This window comes from Nostoc sp. JL23, assembly GCF_017115065.1.
Taxonomy (GTDB): domain Bacteria; phylum Cyanobacteriota; class Cyanobacteriia; order Cyanobacteriales; family Nostocaceae; genus Nostoc; species Nostoc punctiforme_A.
The window spans coordinates 116,481-131,668 of the sequence record NZ_JABXKN010000059.1 but is presented as its reverse complement, the minus strand read 5'-3'; the positions used below and the strand labels follow the sequence as shown (position 1 = coordinate 131,668).

Here is a 15,188-nt window from a genome sequence, read left to right as displayed (position 1 = left end):
TTTTGAGACTCTAATCTAGAGATAGCAAAATGGCTAAAGATGTTTTCCATCTACAGGTAAAAAAAGCATTAATCAAAGATGGGTGGATAATTACTCACGACCCTTTTACAATTCGTGTTAGTGAAGCGATTAAACTACAAATAGACTTAGCCGCTGAAAATGCCATTGCCGCAGAACGGAATACAGAGAAAATAGCTGTTGAAATTAAGAGTTTTATTGCAGATTCAGATATCAGTGAATTTCATACTGCACTGGGACAATATCTCAATTACTCCCAAGCTATTGAAGAAAAAGAAGCAGACAGAGTGCTTTATTTAGCCGTTCCTATCGAAACATATCAAGACTTTTTCCAACTTTCTTTTGTCCAACGCACCCTTGATCGTTACCAAGTTAAGTTGATAATTTACGATCCAAAACGTGAGGAAATTCGGCTATGGATAAAATAGAACGCTATCGACAATTTATCAAACAAATTCTGAGCGAACATCAACAAATCACGTCTAATACCGATACTGTCAAATCACAATTAATTTTAGACAACGAAAACGACCATTATCAACTAGCTTACGTTGGCTGGCAAGAAGATAAGCGGGTGTTTGGCCCGGTCATGCATTTTGATATTCAAGATGGGAAAATATGGATACAGTATAACGGTACGGAAGAGTCTGTTGCTGAACGATTGGTTGAGTTAGGTGTACCCCCTTCTGATATTGTTATTGGATTTCATTCTGCTTTTAAGCGCCAATTTACCTCCTATGCTGTCGAGTGAAGAGTGCTGTTAGCGGTAGCGGGGCGTTTAGCCCGTGCTGAGTGCTGAGTTGAAAAACCGCACACAAGGACCGGGCTTCTAGCAAGTAAATAATTATTGAGTAATTCTTAATTCACTCAAAACTCAGCATTAAGTAGGGAAAACTTCACCTCAAGTGAGGAATAAATGAATATTGAACAAGCAGTGAATAAATAGAAAAGCGATCGCTTCCCCTAGATCCCCGACTTCTTAAATAAGTCAGGGAACTGTGGGAAAGGAAGCTTAATTGTTTTCCAAATCTACTAGCGAACGCCAACGAATCCAGCTTGTTCAATTGCTCTTTGCCCTTGGTCAGTTAATAAAAGATTGGCATAAGCATTTCCAATCTGCTGTTCTGAACCTTTATTCTGCTTAATAATCACAAACAAATTAGCAATCATCGGATAGCTGCCATTTTTGATCGCCTGAGTATTTAGCTGGTTGCGCTGACGTGGACATTGCTCAGGCGAAACCATCGGCTCCCGATAAGGGGGAATTAGCTGACCAGAAGTGTTACCCAATGGCAAAGCCTTCACACTACATTGAAAAACTACTGAACGGGCAGAGGCGTAATACACACCACCAGGGGTTTTACTGAGTTGGCGCACTGCTTCTGTAGCCGAGTAGACATATTGCACATTAGAGCCAAATGCTTGCCCCTTTGAGTCGCTATTGCTAGGGAATATTACTGTATCTGCGTCCTCAGGTCGTTGAGAAAAAGCTGTGATGGGTAGATTTGGCCCACCGACTTGATTCCAGTTAGTAATTTTACCCAAATAAATCTGCTGCAATTGTTCAACACTTAAACCCGATACATTGAGTGATGGATTTACAACCACTGCTATCCCATCCATACCCACCTGACGTTGCTCAAGGGTGAAGCCTCGCTCTTTTGCCGTAGCTTGTTCTTCATCTGTGAGGGGACGGGAGGATTGAGCAAAGTCTAGTTTGCCATCAAGTAACATCCGAATACCGGAGCTAGAACCAGGACTACCATCAACAGGGTTTACATAACGTAATTGTAGTTCCGGGCGATCGCTCTGGATCTGAGAATCTACCAATTGCCGAATAGATGCCCAAGCGGTACTACCTCCGTAGTTGAATGAGGCAGGGGGAACATCAGCAACTGTCTGAAAAGTTGATGCATTATTAGAGACGCGGTTGAAATTTTGATTAGAGGAAGAGTTAGCACTGTTGCGAGACAACAAAGTTGGCTTTAATAACCACCAAAGTAATCCGCCAATAACCATAAGTGTTAGAACTTTACCAATAATCAAACCTTTAAGAAAGAGGGCGATTTCGCTGTTAATTAAAGCTTTCCTTTGATTTGTATTGTCCATATTTTTAAATTTTGTTTATTGTATTTATCTTACAGGAATATCTAAGTATTTATCCTACAGTCATCTTGAAATATTTAAATTAAAAATAAATCTTTAATAGCTAGTTAATAGCCAGTCTTATGATTGCTGCTAGATGATTAACTTTTCTAATGTAGTGAAATTAAACTTGCTATTTGGTGTTTTTTGCAATGGTGCAATTGCTTTGACAGATTCTTCTGTTAAGTGCTGATTTAGCTAGTAGACTATTCGTCTTAGCTGACGGAAACTCAACAAATCTTTCTAAAAAACTCTTTAGTGGAGTAGGTTGGCTTGGAAGCGATGTCCCCGTATTAATGAATGTATAGATTAAAACTATTACTATCAAACTCGTGGTTGCGCCAAGACCGATGCCCAGCAGTAAAATAAAGTTTCTATAAGTTAACAAATAACTATCATCAGCCTTGTGGTTGATGTCAGCAGATTGTAAAGACTGTGACAACGCTCCATCAGAATTAAGCGCTTGTAAAGCTTCTGTGGCAGACTGATAACGTTGGTTGTAGCGATCGCGAACCATTGTATCTAAAATATTTGCCAGGGCATCACTTACCTCTGCCTTGTCGCGCCAGATAACTTCTCCAGTACTAGGATCTTCTGGTAGTTGTTCAGGCATTAAACCTGTCAAAGCTTGAATGCCAATCATCCCGACTGCATAGATATCGCTACAAAGTTTTGGCTTTCCCTTAGCCTGTTCGCTTGGCATATAGCCAGGAGTTCCAACAGCAATTGTTAAGCCTGCTCCCAAAGCACCAATTTTCTTAATACTGCCAAAGTCAATTAGCACAATCTTCTGATCTGAGTACCGTCGCATTAAGTTTTGAGGCTTAATATCTCGGTGAATGATATCGTGTTGGTGGACGAAAGCCAGTACTTCTAGGATGTCTTTTAATAAATTTAAAACTGTATTCTCGTTAAGACGCTGACCTGGTGTAATTTCTTGAGTCAAGGCATGACCGTCAATAAATTCCTGGACTAAATAAAAATCTCCATCTTCATCAAAATGGGCAAACAGTCTCGGAATTTGGTCGTGGTCGTTGCCTAGCTGGTATAAAACTTCCGCTTCCCGATCGAATAGCTTTTTAGCGATGGGTAGAACAGCAGGATTGGAATCTTTTGGGTGGAAATGTTTGACGACACAATGGGGTTGTCCTGGTAAATCCAAGTCAAGGGCCAAGTAGGTATCACCAGAACCTCCACTTCCTAACTGTTTGATAATCTCAAAGCGATTCCGAAGTGTTTTTCTGTTGAAAGAGTATCGGTGTCTGTTACGTATAGTACCCCCTACTAAGTAAGTCTTATCAGATTCTCCGCTTCCCATCACTTTGACAGTTTCAAAGCGACTTCGGAGTGTTTTTCTGACTAGAGGGTTCTGGCTCATGTGGCGTATACTACTTCTTAATTTACTGACCATTCAGAGCTTGGGTGAGGTTATAAATAACTGCTTGCTGCTAGATTTGCTAGTATTTGCGGCAGTTAGCCATTGGGCAACCTATGTTTTGGATAAATGTGATACTTAGTTGATTAATTGCTTTATTTAATACCTTTATAGGTATTTTAATACCAGATTAATTTATGAAATACTTCTGTAATTTTATCACTTAAGTAAATTTAACACTAGTTCACAGTCTTTAAACTGTGGGCAGAAAATAATATTCAGGAGTTAGGATACTTATTTATTTTAACTGTTAAGTCTGATTACTGACAAAACTTTGAACAGTAAAAATTTAAAGGCACAAATACCCTTACAGTATTCATCACAATTTTGTTACCAGATTTTAGTCATTCCTAAGCGCGATCGTGTTGTCAGATCAATGTGAGTTCAACGAAAAGCCTAAAAAAGATCGGGTAAGTTTTTGAGGTAAGTATCGAGTAATGGTTTTTGAGTTAAATTAGGTGTGACTTTTCAATCACTCACACATTTTACGATCTCGATCTACTCATAATTCTGACAAATCTGGAATGCGTATTCGCTTTCACGAAATACCACAATTAATATGTGATACCAATAGTTAAAAAAGAATCCACACTTACCTACCCTTAGCAAGGCGAGAGTGCGCGTTGAGCTACTTAAATGAGAAAGCAAAATGGAGAATTGCAATGATTGCAATCTCTCGAATAACTTCAAGTTTCCACTTTTACGACTAGAAAAAATATTAGGACTGCATTTCCTGAAATTCAATCCGCATAAATTTGCGAATTTTCTTTATTTATTGGTTTACTCAGTTCTTAGAATATCAATTTACAGTATCTTAACTGGTTATTCAATACTTCCTTCAAAACATCCTACTTTTCCAACTTTTCCCACCTTTTACTTTACTTGTATTTCTATCACTTGCAATAACTCAATTGCATCTAGCAAAAGTAATAGTGAGAATGGTCTACGCTAGAACTAGCCCTTTCAAGGTGAGTAAAAATTTTGCTCAAAAAATTCCTCTTTAATCTCTTAACTCTGTGTTCTCTGCGTCTCTGTGGTTAAATAAATTACTTTTAAACCGCAGTGGCACAGAGAGTGCAGAGAGAAAAACAGAGATTTTACGAGTCACCTTGAAAGGGCTGGTCTTATACGCTTATTTTGATATATTTTTTCTTTAACTTTTCTAGTTAAAGGATAAATATGGATTATATCTAACCCTTGTAGAGACGTAGCACTACTAAGTAATCGGACAAAAATATTTACAGTCATTGCGTTCCCGGAGCGTCTCCAAGAGAAGCAATCCCAGCCGCAAGCGAATTGCTTCCTTCCGCAACTCTTGGAGACGCTACCGCGTAGCTTGCTTCCCCGTAGGGGTACGCTCCATTCGCAATGACATTGTGTAATTAATTCTGTCTGACTACTTATGTCTCTACAATCTTTTGACTCATATTTTTATTCTGTTAATTAAAAAAAGCCCCCACTAGGGGGCTTATTAAGTTGTCAGCGTGGATTGAACAACTAGTTAATTAATACTTACAGTAGATAAAGTAATCCGAACAAAATAATCCAAATCACGTCAACGAAGTGCCAGTAGATTTCGGCTGCTTCAATACCAAAGTGCTTTTCGTTACTATAGTGACCCGGAAGGCGCGATCGCCACAACACAGCAACAATTGCCAAAACGCCTATAGTAACGTGCAATCCGTGGAACCCAGTCAAAACGTAGAATGCACTGGCAAATAAATTGGTAGTTAAACCAAATTCTAAATGGGTATATTCATATACTTGACCTATCAAGAAAATAGCACCCATTGCAGCGGTAATTGCTAACCAGATTCGCGCACCCCGTGTATCGTTCTTTTTAATAGCAGTGTCGGCATTGTGCATGACAAAACTACTAGAAATTAGATTGATGGTGTTAACTCCAGGTAGCAATAGTTCTAATTCTGGGGTACCTGCTGGCGGCCACACAGGTAAGGTCGCACGGAAAGCCAAATAGGCTCCGAACAGTCCCATAAAAATCATCCCTTCAGCAATCAGGAAAACAATTAGCCCAAACAGCCGATGGTCTGGATGTTCTTCATGATGACCGACGGATGCTTCCGCCGTGTGGTGATGATTCAGTTCCGTTTTAGCTGGGTCAATAGTTTGACTTTGCATGAATTTTGATAAGTGGGGAATGGGGAGTTAAAAGTTAGGAGTTAAAAGTTAGGAGTTAAAAATTTTGAACTAACAACTTTATTAAAGTCATAACTCATCATTCATAACTCCTAACTCTATTTCCGGTCTTCGGGATTGGCAGCAACCGCTGGGTCGGGTTCTGCTCTTAATACTGAATTGGGGCCACCAGATAAGACGGGATTGGGATCGTATAAAGGTACACCTTCATTAGCATTTTCCAAACCGTAATCGTAGGGGCCTGTAGCCAGTACTGGAGTTTGATCGAAATTTTCGATCGCAGGTGGTGAGGTTGTCATCCACTCTAAGGTAAGTGCCCTCCAGGGATTATTACCAGCTTTCTCACCGTATAACCAACTCCAAATCGCATTGATGATGAAGGGGAATGTCGAAATTGCCAGTATGTAAGAACCATAGGTGCAAATTTCGTTCAGTGTGGTGAATTTGGGGTCATATTGGGCGATACGGCGATTCATGCCCATTAAACCCAGTTTGTGCATGGGTAAAAAGGTCATGTTTAAACCGACAATAGTCAAGGCAAAGTGAACCTTACCCCAAAATTCGTTTATCATTCGTCCCGTCATTTTCGGGAACCAGTGGTAAATACCAGCAAAAATTCCTAGAACGCTACCGCCAAATAGGACGTAGTGCAGGTGGGCAACCACAAAATAAGTATCGTGAACGTGAATATCAAAGGGCACTGCTGCCAGCATCACGCCACTAATCCCACCGATTACAAAAGTGCCAACAAAGCCGATGGCAAATAGCATGGCACTGTTAAGGCGGATTTTTCCACCCCACATCGTTGCTAACCAGCTAAATATTTTAATTCCTGTGGGTACGGCAATGATCATGGTGGTGATCATAAAGAACATCCGCAACCAACCGGGGATACCGCTGGTAAACATGTGGTGCGCCCAAACAATTAGCCCCAAAAAGCTAATGGCAAGAGACGAATAAGCGATCGCTTTATAGCCAAAAATCGGCTTGCGAGAATGGATGGGGATAATTTCTGAAATTGCGCCAAAGAAGGGCAAAATCATGATGTAAACCGCTGGGTGGGAGTAAAACCAGAACATGTGTTGGTATACTACCGGGTCGCCCCCGCCAGTTGGGTTAAAAAATGTTGTCCCGGCAATTAAGTCAAAGGAAAGCAGAATCAGACCTGCTGCTAAGACTGGGGTTGATACCAAAACTAGCGCCGAAGTGGCGAACATTGCCCAGCAGAACAAGGGCATTTTGTGTATGTCCATGCTGGGGATACGCATCTTGATCAATGTTACCAGGAAATTTATCGCCCCCAAAATAGATGATGTACCCAGCAGCAAGACACTCATAATCCAAATGCCTTGCCCCACTTGTCCTGTTACCAAACTCAGGGGAGGGTAGGAAGTCCAACCGGCATCCGGTGCATCGCCTACCGCTAAACTGGCGATCAGCAATATACCCGCAGGCGGGATCATCCAAAAGGCAACAGCATTCAGCCGAGGAAATGCCATATCTTTTGCCCCAATCATCAGGGGAATTAGATAGTTAGCAAACCCTGCCCCGGTTGGCACAATCCACAAGAAAATCATGATCGTGGCGTGCAGCGTAAACAGACTGTTGTAGACTTCTGGGGTAACAAAATCTACCTCTGGAGTTCGCAGTTCTGTGCGAACCAAGTCAGCCATTACGCCGCCAATGCAGTAGAAAATAAACGAAGTGACTAGGTATTGAATCCCAATCACCTTATGGTCGGTTTGAAAGCCAAAGAAGTCTTGCCATTTTCTGATCCCAGGTTCCTCACTAAGGGCGGGGATATTGGCAGTTTCTTGCAACTGAGCTTGTGTCATAGTCGTTAGTTATCTTTTGTCATTTGTCCTTTGTCAGTTGTCCTACCCTGCGGGAAGCCGCAGAAGCGTCTATGTCATTTGTCATTTATTTAGACCAATGACTAATGACTAATGACCAATGACCAATGATTAATGGTGAACTTGATGAAGGATTTCTGGCTTAATTCCCATGTCCTTGGTGTAAGGCGCAAGAAATTCATTTGGGGATAAATCGGTAGGATTAACAGCGATCGCTTGATTTAGCGTTTCTTTGCTGGCAACTAGCTGTTCTTGCATCCATTTATCAAAGGCTTCTTGTGGCTCAACAACTACTGGCGCTCTCATCGCACCGTGGTAGGGGCCACAAAGTTCAGCACAGATTAGGACATAATCTCCTGCTTTTTTGGGGGTGAAGCGAATCTCGCTTTGCCTACCGGGGATCGCATCTTGTTTTAGGCGGAATTCTGGCACCCAGAAAGCGTGGATGACATCGTTAGCTGTCATACTGATTTCCACTTCTCGCCCAATAGGAACGTGCATTTCACCTGTAGTTATACCAGTTTCAGGATAGGTGAAAATCCAGGCATATTGTAGACCTGTGACGTTGACTTGTAATTCTGCTGGTTTACCTGCTTTATCAGGAGTTCCCCCAATTGTCGGAGCAACAATACCTACACCTGGGGCATTCCGCAGTTGGGGAATTTGGTCAGCATTGCGGACTTCTGCCGTAGCTGGATCTTGCATTGCCTCATCAGATTTTTCTTGATTGAGGTTGGGTTCAGTGCCAGGAGGTGTATCGCTTAAAGTTGCAGCGATCGCGGTTCCAGGCATTGCCATTGACTCCTGACTCATCGGTGCTTCATGGATAGCATGGGGATCAAAGCCACCGATTTCGTTGTAGACATCAAAGCTGTAAACAGAAATACCGATAACGATAATTGCTGGGATCGCTGTCCAGAGAATTTCTAGAGGTATATTACCTTCAACTGGTGGGCCGTCTTTATTGTCACCTGCACGCTGACGATATCTAAATGCAGAGTAAATTAAAATACCTTCAACGAGCAGAAATATCCCTGTAGAAACGATCATCATCGCGTTGAACAGACCATCCACCAAGACGGCTTCATCAGTGGCGGCTGCTGGCAACAGACCGTGATTTTGACCGTACCAGAGGCTGGCTAGCGTTAGCACGATGCCAATGAGTAATGTCCAGATGGAACTTGGAATCTTCACGGCTTACTTAATTGAATTTACTATGTTATCTCGAAGCTACTCACTTACTAAGGTAGTCTAGGCTGTCAGACATGGGGAACAAAGGTCTGAAATTTTTATTAATTTTTTTGGTTATTTTAGTAATTTTGAGTATGAGTTTACTATCATACAACGCCAAAAATAGATGCAAACTAGTGAAAAAATTTAAGAAAAAATTTAGAATGCTTAAATTAATTGTGATTAATCAATTTTTGACATCTTGAAAAATACCTAAAGCTTCAGACAAAACTTTGCTGGAGTGATTCAAAGTATAAGTGAGTGCTAATCTATAAACCCATAGCCTATACGCTAGGGTGGAGATGGGACACTAAAAGAAAATTGAAAATTTTAAGAGAGCCACCAAGAGCGGGCAGAAGGTATCGTTCATGAGCGAATTTGTCCTACAACAACAAAATGAAGCGGCAGTTGAGCAGCAAAAGCCGAAGGAAATGATTCGGCGCTTGGTGTGGAAAATGTGCATAGCCACCTTAATTTTGATGGCCATAGGCAGTGCCACCCGCGTCATGAATGCAGGGCTTGCTTGCCCAGACTGGCCCTTATGCTATGGCGAACTCGTGCCAGCCAAGCAAATGAATCTCCAAGTATTTTTGGAGTGGTTTCACAGATTGGATGCGGCTTTAATTGGTTTAAGCGCGATCGCACTTTTCGGTTTGTCCTGGTGGCGTCGTCGTTTCTTACCCTCTTGGCTGCCTTGGGCATCTACATTCGCCCTATTTCTAATCGTCTTCCAAGGTATTTTAGGGGGACTCACCGTTACCGAATTGTTGCGGTTTGATATCGTTACCGCCCATTTAGGAACGGCGCTGTTGTTTTTTACCACCCTCCTGATTATCGGCACAGCACTCATACCCTATCAGGGTAATGGAACCGTTGGTAAGCTGCCTTGGGTCAGTTTAACTGCCGCTGTTCTGGTTTACTTACAAAGTCTGCTAGGTGCTTTGGTAGGCTCTCGCTGGGCGCTACACCAATGCCTCGGCGGTTCTCAACTTTGTACTGTGATGTACAGCCATATTGCTGGTTTGGTGCCGCCAACAGTGGCAACCTTGGCTATGGTATTTATCTGTTGGCGGACACCAGCACTACATCCAGCCTTGCGGCGACTGGCAAATATGGCTGGTGCGTTGTTAATCTTACAAATCTTGTTGGGATTCGCCACTTTCAAATTACACCTCCAAGTCGAGCCTCTCACAGTCTCTCACCAAGCTATAGGAGCTACTTTGCTGGGTACTTTGGTGGCTTTCACAGTTTTATCACTACGTGACTCAGTGAGTGCTGAGTAGGGAATGGGGCATGGGGCATTGGGCATTGGGCATTGGTGATTGGTTATTAATTCTTCTCCCCCTGCTCCCTCATCTCTCTGATCTCCCCCACTCCCCAGTACAGAGGCAATTAATCGCGTCACTCAGCACTGATGATGCGACCCACGCAGGTGCAGAAAATCTGTGTTTTCATTTGCCTGAAAGAGCCAGCTTGAGCGGGGGCTGTATATAAGTTGTTGAAAAATAAGGAACCAGAGCCAAAATGATTGAGACTAATGTCTCTCGCCACCACGAAACATTTTTCCAGGTAGTTCAAAGTTATTACCAGCTAACCAAACCTCGGATTATTCCGTTGCTTTTGATTACCACGGCTGGAAGTATGTGGATTGCTGCTAAGGGAGAAGTAGACCCATTGCTGTTGCTAGTAACTCTCACTGGTGGCACTTTGGCTGCTGCAAGCGCCCAGACGATTAACTGTATCTATGACCGGGATATTGATTATGACATGGAGCGGACGCGTCATCGTCCGATGCCTTCCGGTAAGGTGCAGCCACGCGATGCTCTAATTTTTGCGATCGCACTAGCAACGATTTCTTTTACACTCTTGGCAGTATTTGCCAACCTGTTAGCCGCGCTGCTAGCTTTCTCTGGCATCGTCTTTTATATTTTGGTCTATACCCACTGGCTAAAACGCCACACCCCTCAGAATATCGTTGTTGGTGGTGCGGCTGGGGCAATTCCGGCTTTAGTGGGTTGGGCTGCTGTCACAGGGACATTAAGCTGGTCAGCATGGCTGATTTTTGCCATCGTCTTTTTATGGACACCACCCCATTTCTGGGCACTAGCTCTGATGATTAAAGATGACTACGCAAAAGTTGGGATACCAATGTTACCTGTGATTGAAGGTACTACGGCAACTGTAAAGCAGATTTGGTATTACACGCTGTTAACAGTAATTGCAACCGTGTTATTAGTTTATCCCTTGGGCGCAAGTGGAATTCTTTATGCTGCGATCGCTGTAAGTCTGGGAGGATTATTTATCCACAAATCTTGGCGCTTATTGCACAACCCAGAGGATCGCGCTGTAGCTAAAGAGTTGTTTCTTTATTCCATCTCCTACATGATGCTATTGTGTTTGGGGATGGTCGTGGATAGTCTTCCTGTCACCCATAATCTAATTAGTGCAGCGATCAATCAGTTGCATTTCTTAATCGGCTAATACTGCGTTGAAGAGCAAAAATCAAAGCCTCTCTCCTTTTAGGAGAGAGGTAAGAATATTAAGTAGCAACTTTGGTATGGCTTTGATTTGCTGACACACTTCTATGCCATCGGTTCCCGGCATCATCACATCTAGCAAAATTACATCTGGCTGAAATACGGTTGAGAGATGCGATCGCCTCTTCACCACTGACAGCATAGTGCAGCAGATAATTTTGCTCACTTAAAATTGTTTTAATGACATCAAACTTATCGGGTTGATCGTCAACGACTAAAATAGAGGGCTGATTTATTTGTCATCCTTGGTTGCATTCAAAAGTTGTTGGATGTTGATGGCCAGTTGCTTAAGCTTTATGGGTTTACTCAGGTAGTCGTTAGCTCCTGCTTTTAAACAGCGATCGCGATCGCCCGTCATCGCCAACGCTGTGAGCGCCACAATCGGAATATCAACCAAGTTAGAATCGAGGCGAATCTGTCTCATCGCCTCTAAACCGTCCATTCCTGGCATTTGAATATCCATCAAAATTAAGTCAGGGTGGCGAGTTTTAGCAACGTCGATGGCTTCTTGACCATTCTGTGCCAACACAATGCGATAGCCCTTGGCTTTGAGGTAGCTAGAAACTGTACTGATATTGGCTTCGTTATCTTCTGCTAGCAAGATTAGGGGGGTAAGGCTTGCTGATTCATCAGTGCTTGGAGAGTCCCATTCTAGAGTAACGGCTGGTTGATCGTCTGCGGTAATTTCTGGTGAAACGCCAAAACTGGGAGTATAGGGGAGATCGATGGTGAAGCAACTGCCCACACTTAGTTCACTAGTTAGCCCTACGCTACCGCCGTGAAGTTCGACAATTCGCTTCACTAATGCCAGTCCCAAGCCTGTACCTGCATATTGACGATTTAAGGCGCTATCGATTTGCACAAAGGGCTGAAATAGGTTCTTGATATTCTCTGGCGAGATGCCAATGCCCGTATCGGTGACAGCAAAGTGCAAGAAATGTTGCTCTTTTAAATCGGTAGTTGAGATGTCTAGGAAAAGTTGGGTAACTTCTAAGGTAATGCGCCCCCTCTCTGGAGTGAATTTGACTGCATTGTTGAGCAGGTTAATTAACACTTGCCGAATACGGCGTTCATCCACGAGCAGTTCAGGTAGATTTGTCTGAAGTTTGATTTCAAGCTGAATCCGTTTTTGCAATGCCTGCTGTTTAATAAACACCAAGCTGGATTGGCACAGACGAGCCACTGAGATTGAGGCATAGTCCAGTTCGATTTTTCCGGCTTCAATTTTTGCCACATCAAGGATGTCGGTAATCAATTCCAGCAAATGAGAGCCGCTGCGCTCAATGGTTCGTAAAGCTTTGAGTTGTTGCTCGGTGACAACACCAAAGACTTCCTCTTGTAGCCCTTCGGTCATGCCTAAAATAGCGTTTAGGGGGGTGCGGAGTTCGTGGCTCATGTTGGCCAGGAATTCATCTTTGAGGCGAGTGGCACGAGCGAGTTCTTGGTTAGAAACTGCCAATTGTTGATTGCTGTCAGTGAGCTTTGCTTCCGCCTGTTGTCGTTCGGCGAGTTCTTGTTGTAATTGCTCAAACAGACTCGCTTGCTGAATGGCGATCGCCAACTGGTTGGCAATTTGTTGCAAAAGTTGCGCTTCAGAGTCTTTCCAGACTCGTTTTTCTTGACAAGCATGGACAACCAAAACCCCCCAGAGCTTGTTAGTTACGCAAGGGGCAACCCAGCGATGATTTTCGCTGCCTCGCACGTCTTGTAAGATCGGTGCGACAATTTTGGACTGGATTTGACTTTCGCGGGAGAATTCTACTAGGCGCTTTGCCCAGATATCATTCGTCACATCAGGAACGATGCGGGGCTTACCCTGCCAGTAGCAATCGTGGATTTCTTGAGACCACATTTCATTGCCCCAGTGCTGGTCTTTGAGGGCGGGGAACTCACCAGATACGGATTCTTGGACAATTTGACTTCTACCGTCAGCACAAAGCCGGAAGACGATGACGCGATCGCTGTGCAGTACATCTTTAACCTGCTGAGTCACTGTTGCCAGGATCTCGTTAATATCTAAGGACTCGCGAATTTTTTGGATGATCGCCCCTAAAGTTTGCTGTCGCCGCAGTTGCAGGGCAATCCTCGCTTCGGTTTTCTGCCGTACCAACAGTTCAGACTGAAGTTGCGCCTCTCGTTCTTGGAGTTTAGTTGTGCGTTCTGCGACTTTAGCTTCTAGTTCTTGATTGAGAATAATATAACGCTGTTCGCTTTCCCGCAGTCGATTTTCCGCTTGCTGGCGCTCGCTTAGTTGCTCCTGCAATTTTCCGTGGGTAGTGGCTTGCTGAAGGGCGATCGCCAATTGCACTGATAAGGCTTGCAGCAGTTCGACTTCTTCCGGTTCCCAATCGCGGGGGTGCTGACTTTCGGTGACATTGAGCAAACCCCATAGTTCATCACCGCAAAAGAGCGGCACTAAAATTTTGGCTCGCGTCTGGAGGGCAATCAGCATATCTCGGTGACAGTCTGAGATTTTGGCCTTGTAGATATCCGACACGATGCGAATCCGCCCCTGGCGGTAAATTTCAGTGTAGCCTTGTTTTGAACAGTTATCACTAACGCGCTGACCTATCAGTGACAGTGAAGAATCAGTGGACTCGGCAACGGCGATGGTTTGCCAATCTGCTTCAAACTGCCAAATATTGACGCGATCGCAGCCCAACAATTGCCGCACCTCTATGACGGTACTATCCAAAATAGTTTGTAGACTCAGGGATGAGCGGATTTGTAAGGCGATCGCTAGCACCAATCTCTCCCGTTCGGCTTTAGCTATTAAGAGCGTCATTCGGGCTTCAATTTGTTGTTCTAGTTCAACGTTGCGGATTTCTAAGAGTTCGATTTTCTCTGCCTCTAACCGCACTGACTTTTTTTCCAACACCTCCGCCAACTTGTATAGCTCCAACGGGTTGAGGGCTTGTAGCAAATTAGCCTTAGTGACAATTCCCAATAGTTCACCCTGTTTCCCCGTCACCGCCAACCTGCGGATTAAGCGTTGTTCCATAATCTGCTGCACCACCCACAGCGAATCGTCAGGTTTCACGGCAAAAATCGGCGTACTCATTACCGCCTCTGCTAAACAAGTTTTTAAGTTCAAGCTCAATGCCTGAAATTGCACAATATCGCGCTCGGTGATAATTCCCACAGGAATTTGCAGAGGTTCAGTTTGGCTACCACCTGGTTGTACAATCATGATGGAACTAAGGCGGTGTTTTGCCATCAGTTGAGCGATCGCCAGCATGGAACTATTTGGCGTAGCACAAATCACCTCACTCGTCATCACTTCAAACACCAGTCGCAACCGCAACAGATCCACGGGGCGAGAGGACTGCCTCAGACTTTCATTAGTTAGCAGCCCCACTACCCGATCCCGATCGTCCAGGATCGGTAAGTGGCGAATGCGATACTGTTGGAGCAAATTAACAGCAAAAAATAAATCGGTAAAATCAGACTCGTGCAGGCTGACGACTGGATGGGTTATCACCTCCCGAATTGTCAAATTCTCTAAACAACACTGCTGGGCAGATAGCCACACCACATCCCGTTCCGTGAAGATACCTAGTAATTTATCGTCTTCTACTACTAATACGCAGCTTGATCGTGCTTCCAAATAAAGCTCATCCATTTGCCCATCCACAGTTTTAGTTGTCTCACAAAGAGTCCGCACACCACTCATTTGAGCGATCGCGTCCATCACCGTCGTATCCGCTTTAACTATCAGGGGATGACGGACGAGCGCAGATTTCAGTTCTGATGGGTTGAGACGGTTAAACATTTATGTATTGGCAAAGGGGTTTATTCTTGATTGTTCCCATT

Annotated in this window: 11 protein-coding genes; 4 read left to right on the top strand and 7 right to left on the bottom strand. The window is 43.7% G+C overall.

Annotated elements, in window-relative coordinates; all coding sequences use genetic code 11:
• Positions 1-29 precede the first annotated feature (29 nt).
• Together HWQ42_RS12295 and HWQ42_RS12290 are read left to right on the top strand one after the other, a co-directional pair.
• On the top strand, positions 30-446 hold the full coding sequence (locus tag HWQ42_RS12295) for a XisH family protein (RefSeq protein ID WP_292812314.1): 417 nt from the start codon (positions 30-32) through the stop codon (positions 444-446).
• Positions 434-769 (top strand): XisI protein, encoded by a 336-nt coding sequence (locus HWQ42_RS12290; RefSeq protein WP_292812312.1) that lies wholly within the window; start codon positions 434-436, stop codon positions 767-769. The genes HWQ42_RS12295 and HWQ42_RS12290 overlap by 13 nt, the downstream gene beginning before the upstream one ends.
• A gap of 281 nt (positions 770-1,050) precedes the next feature.
• On the opposite strand, the gene HWQ42_RS12285 is transcribed toward HWQ42_RS12290, so the two are convergent.
• The 5 genes from HWQ42_RS12285 to HWQ42_RS12265 all read right to left on the bottom strand — a co-directional run bounded on the left by HWQ42_RS12285 (position 1,051) and on the right by HWQ42_RS12265 (position 8,802).
• On the bottom strand, positions 1,051-2,127 hold the full coding sequence (locus HWQ42_RS12285; RefSeq protein WP_292812310.1) for a substrate-binding domain-containing protein: 1,077 nt from the start codon (positions 2,125-2,127) through the stop codon (positions 1,051-1,053).
• Positions 2,128-2,296: 169 nt separating this feature from the next.
• Entirely contained in the window at positions 2,297-3,541 is a 1,245-nt protein-coding gene (locus tag HWQ42_RS12280; protein WP_292739283.1) for a serine/threonine-protein kinase, read from the bottom strand.
• 1,569 nt (positions 3,542-5,110) lie between these two features.
• Positions 5,111-5,737, bottom strand: a complete 627-nt coding sequence (locus tag HWQ42_RS12275) for a heme-copper oxidase subunit III (RefSeq protein WP_292812307.1) — start codon at positions 5,735-5,737, stop codon at positions 5,111-5,113.
• A 116-nt stretch (positions 5,738-5,853) separates the two neighbouring features.
• On the bottom strand, positions 5,854-7,590 hold the full coding sequence (gene ctaD, locus HWQ42_RS12270; RefSeq protein WP_292812305.1) for a cytochrome c oxidase subunit I: 1,737 nt from the start codon (positions 7,588-7,590) through the stop codon (positions 5,854-5,856).
• A gap of 129 nt (positions 7,591-7,719) precedes the next feature.
• On the bottom strand, positions 7,720-8,802 hold the full coding sequence (locus HWQ42_RS12265) for a cytochrome c oxidase subunit II (RefSeq protein ID WP_292739277.1): 1,083 nt from the start codon (positions 8,800-8,802) through the stop codon (positions 7,720-7,722).
• A 404-nt stretch (positions 8,803-9,206) separates the two neighbouring features.
• Between HWQ42_RS12265 and HWQ42_RS12260 the strand changes: the two genes are divergently transcribed.
• On the top strand, positions 9,207-10,121 hold the full coding sequence (locus tag HWQ42_RS12260) for a heme A synthase (RefSeq protein ID WP_292812302.1): 915 nt from the start codon (positions 9,207-9,209) through the stop codon (positions 10,119-10,121).
• 241 nt (positions 10,122-10,362) lie between these two features.
• Positions 10,363-11,319, top strand: a complete 957-nt coding sequence (locus HWQ42_RS12255; RefSeq protein ID WP_292739274.1) for a heme o synthase — start codon at positions 10,363-10,365, stop codon at positions 11,317-11,319.
• Between the two features lie 21 nt (positions 11,320-11,340).
• Here HWQ42_RS12255 and HWQ42_RS12250 read toward each other — a convergent pair whose 3' ends face one another.
• Together HWQ42_RS12250 and HWQ42_RS12245 are read right to left on the bottom strand one after the other, a co-directional pair.
• Positions 11,341-11,541, bottom strand: coding sequence for a response regulator (locus HWQ42_RS12250; protein ID WP_334811893.1), 201 nt, complete (start codon positions 11,539-11,541; stop codon positions 11,341-11,343).
• A gap of 66 nt (positions 11,542-11,607) precedes the next feature.
• Entirely contained in the window at positions 11,608-15,147 is a 3,540-nt protein-coding gene (locus tag HWQ42_RS12245) for a GAF domain-containing protein (RefSeq protein WP_292812299.1), read from the bottom strand.
• Positions 15,148-15,188 lie beyond the last annotated feature (41 nt).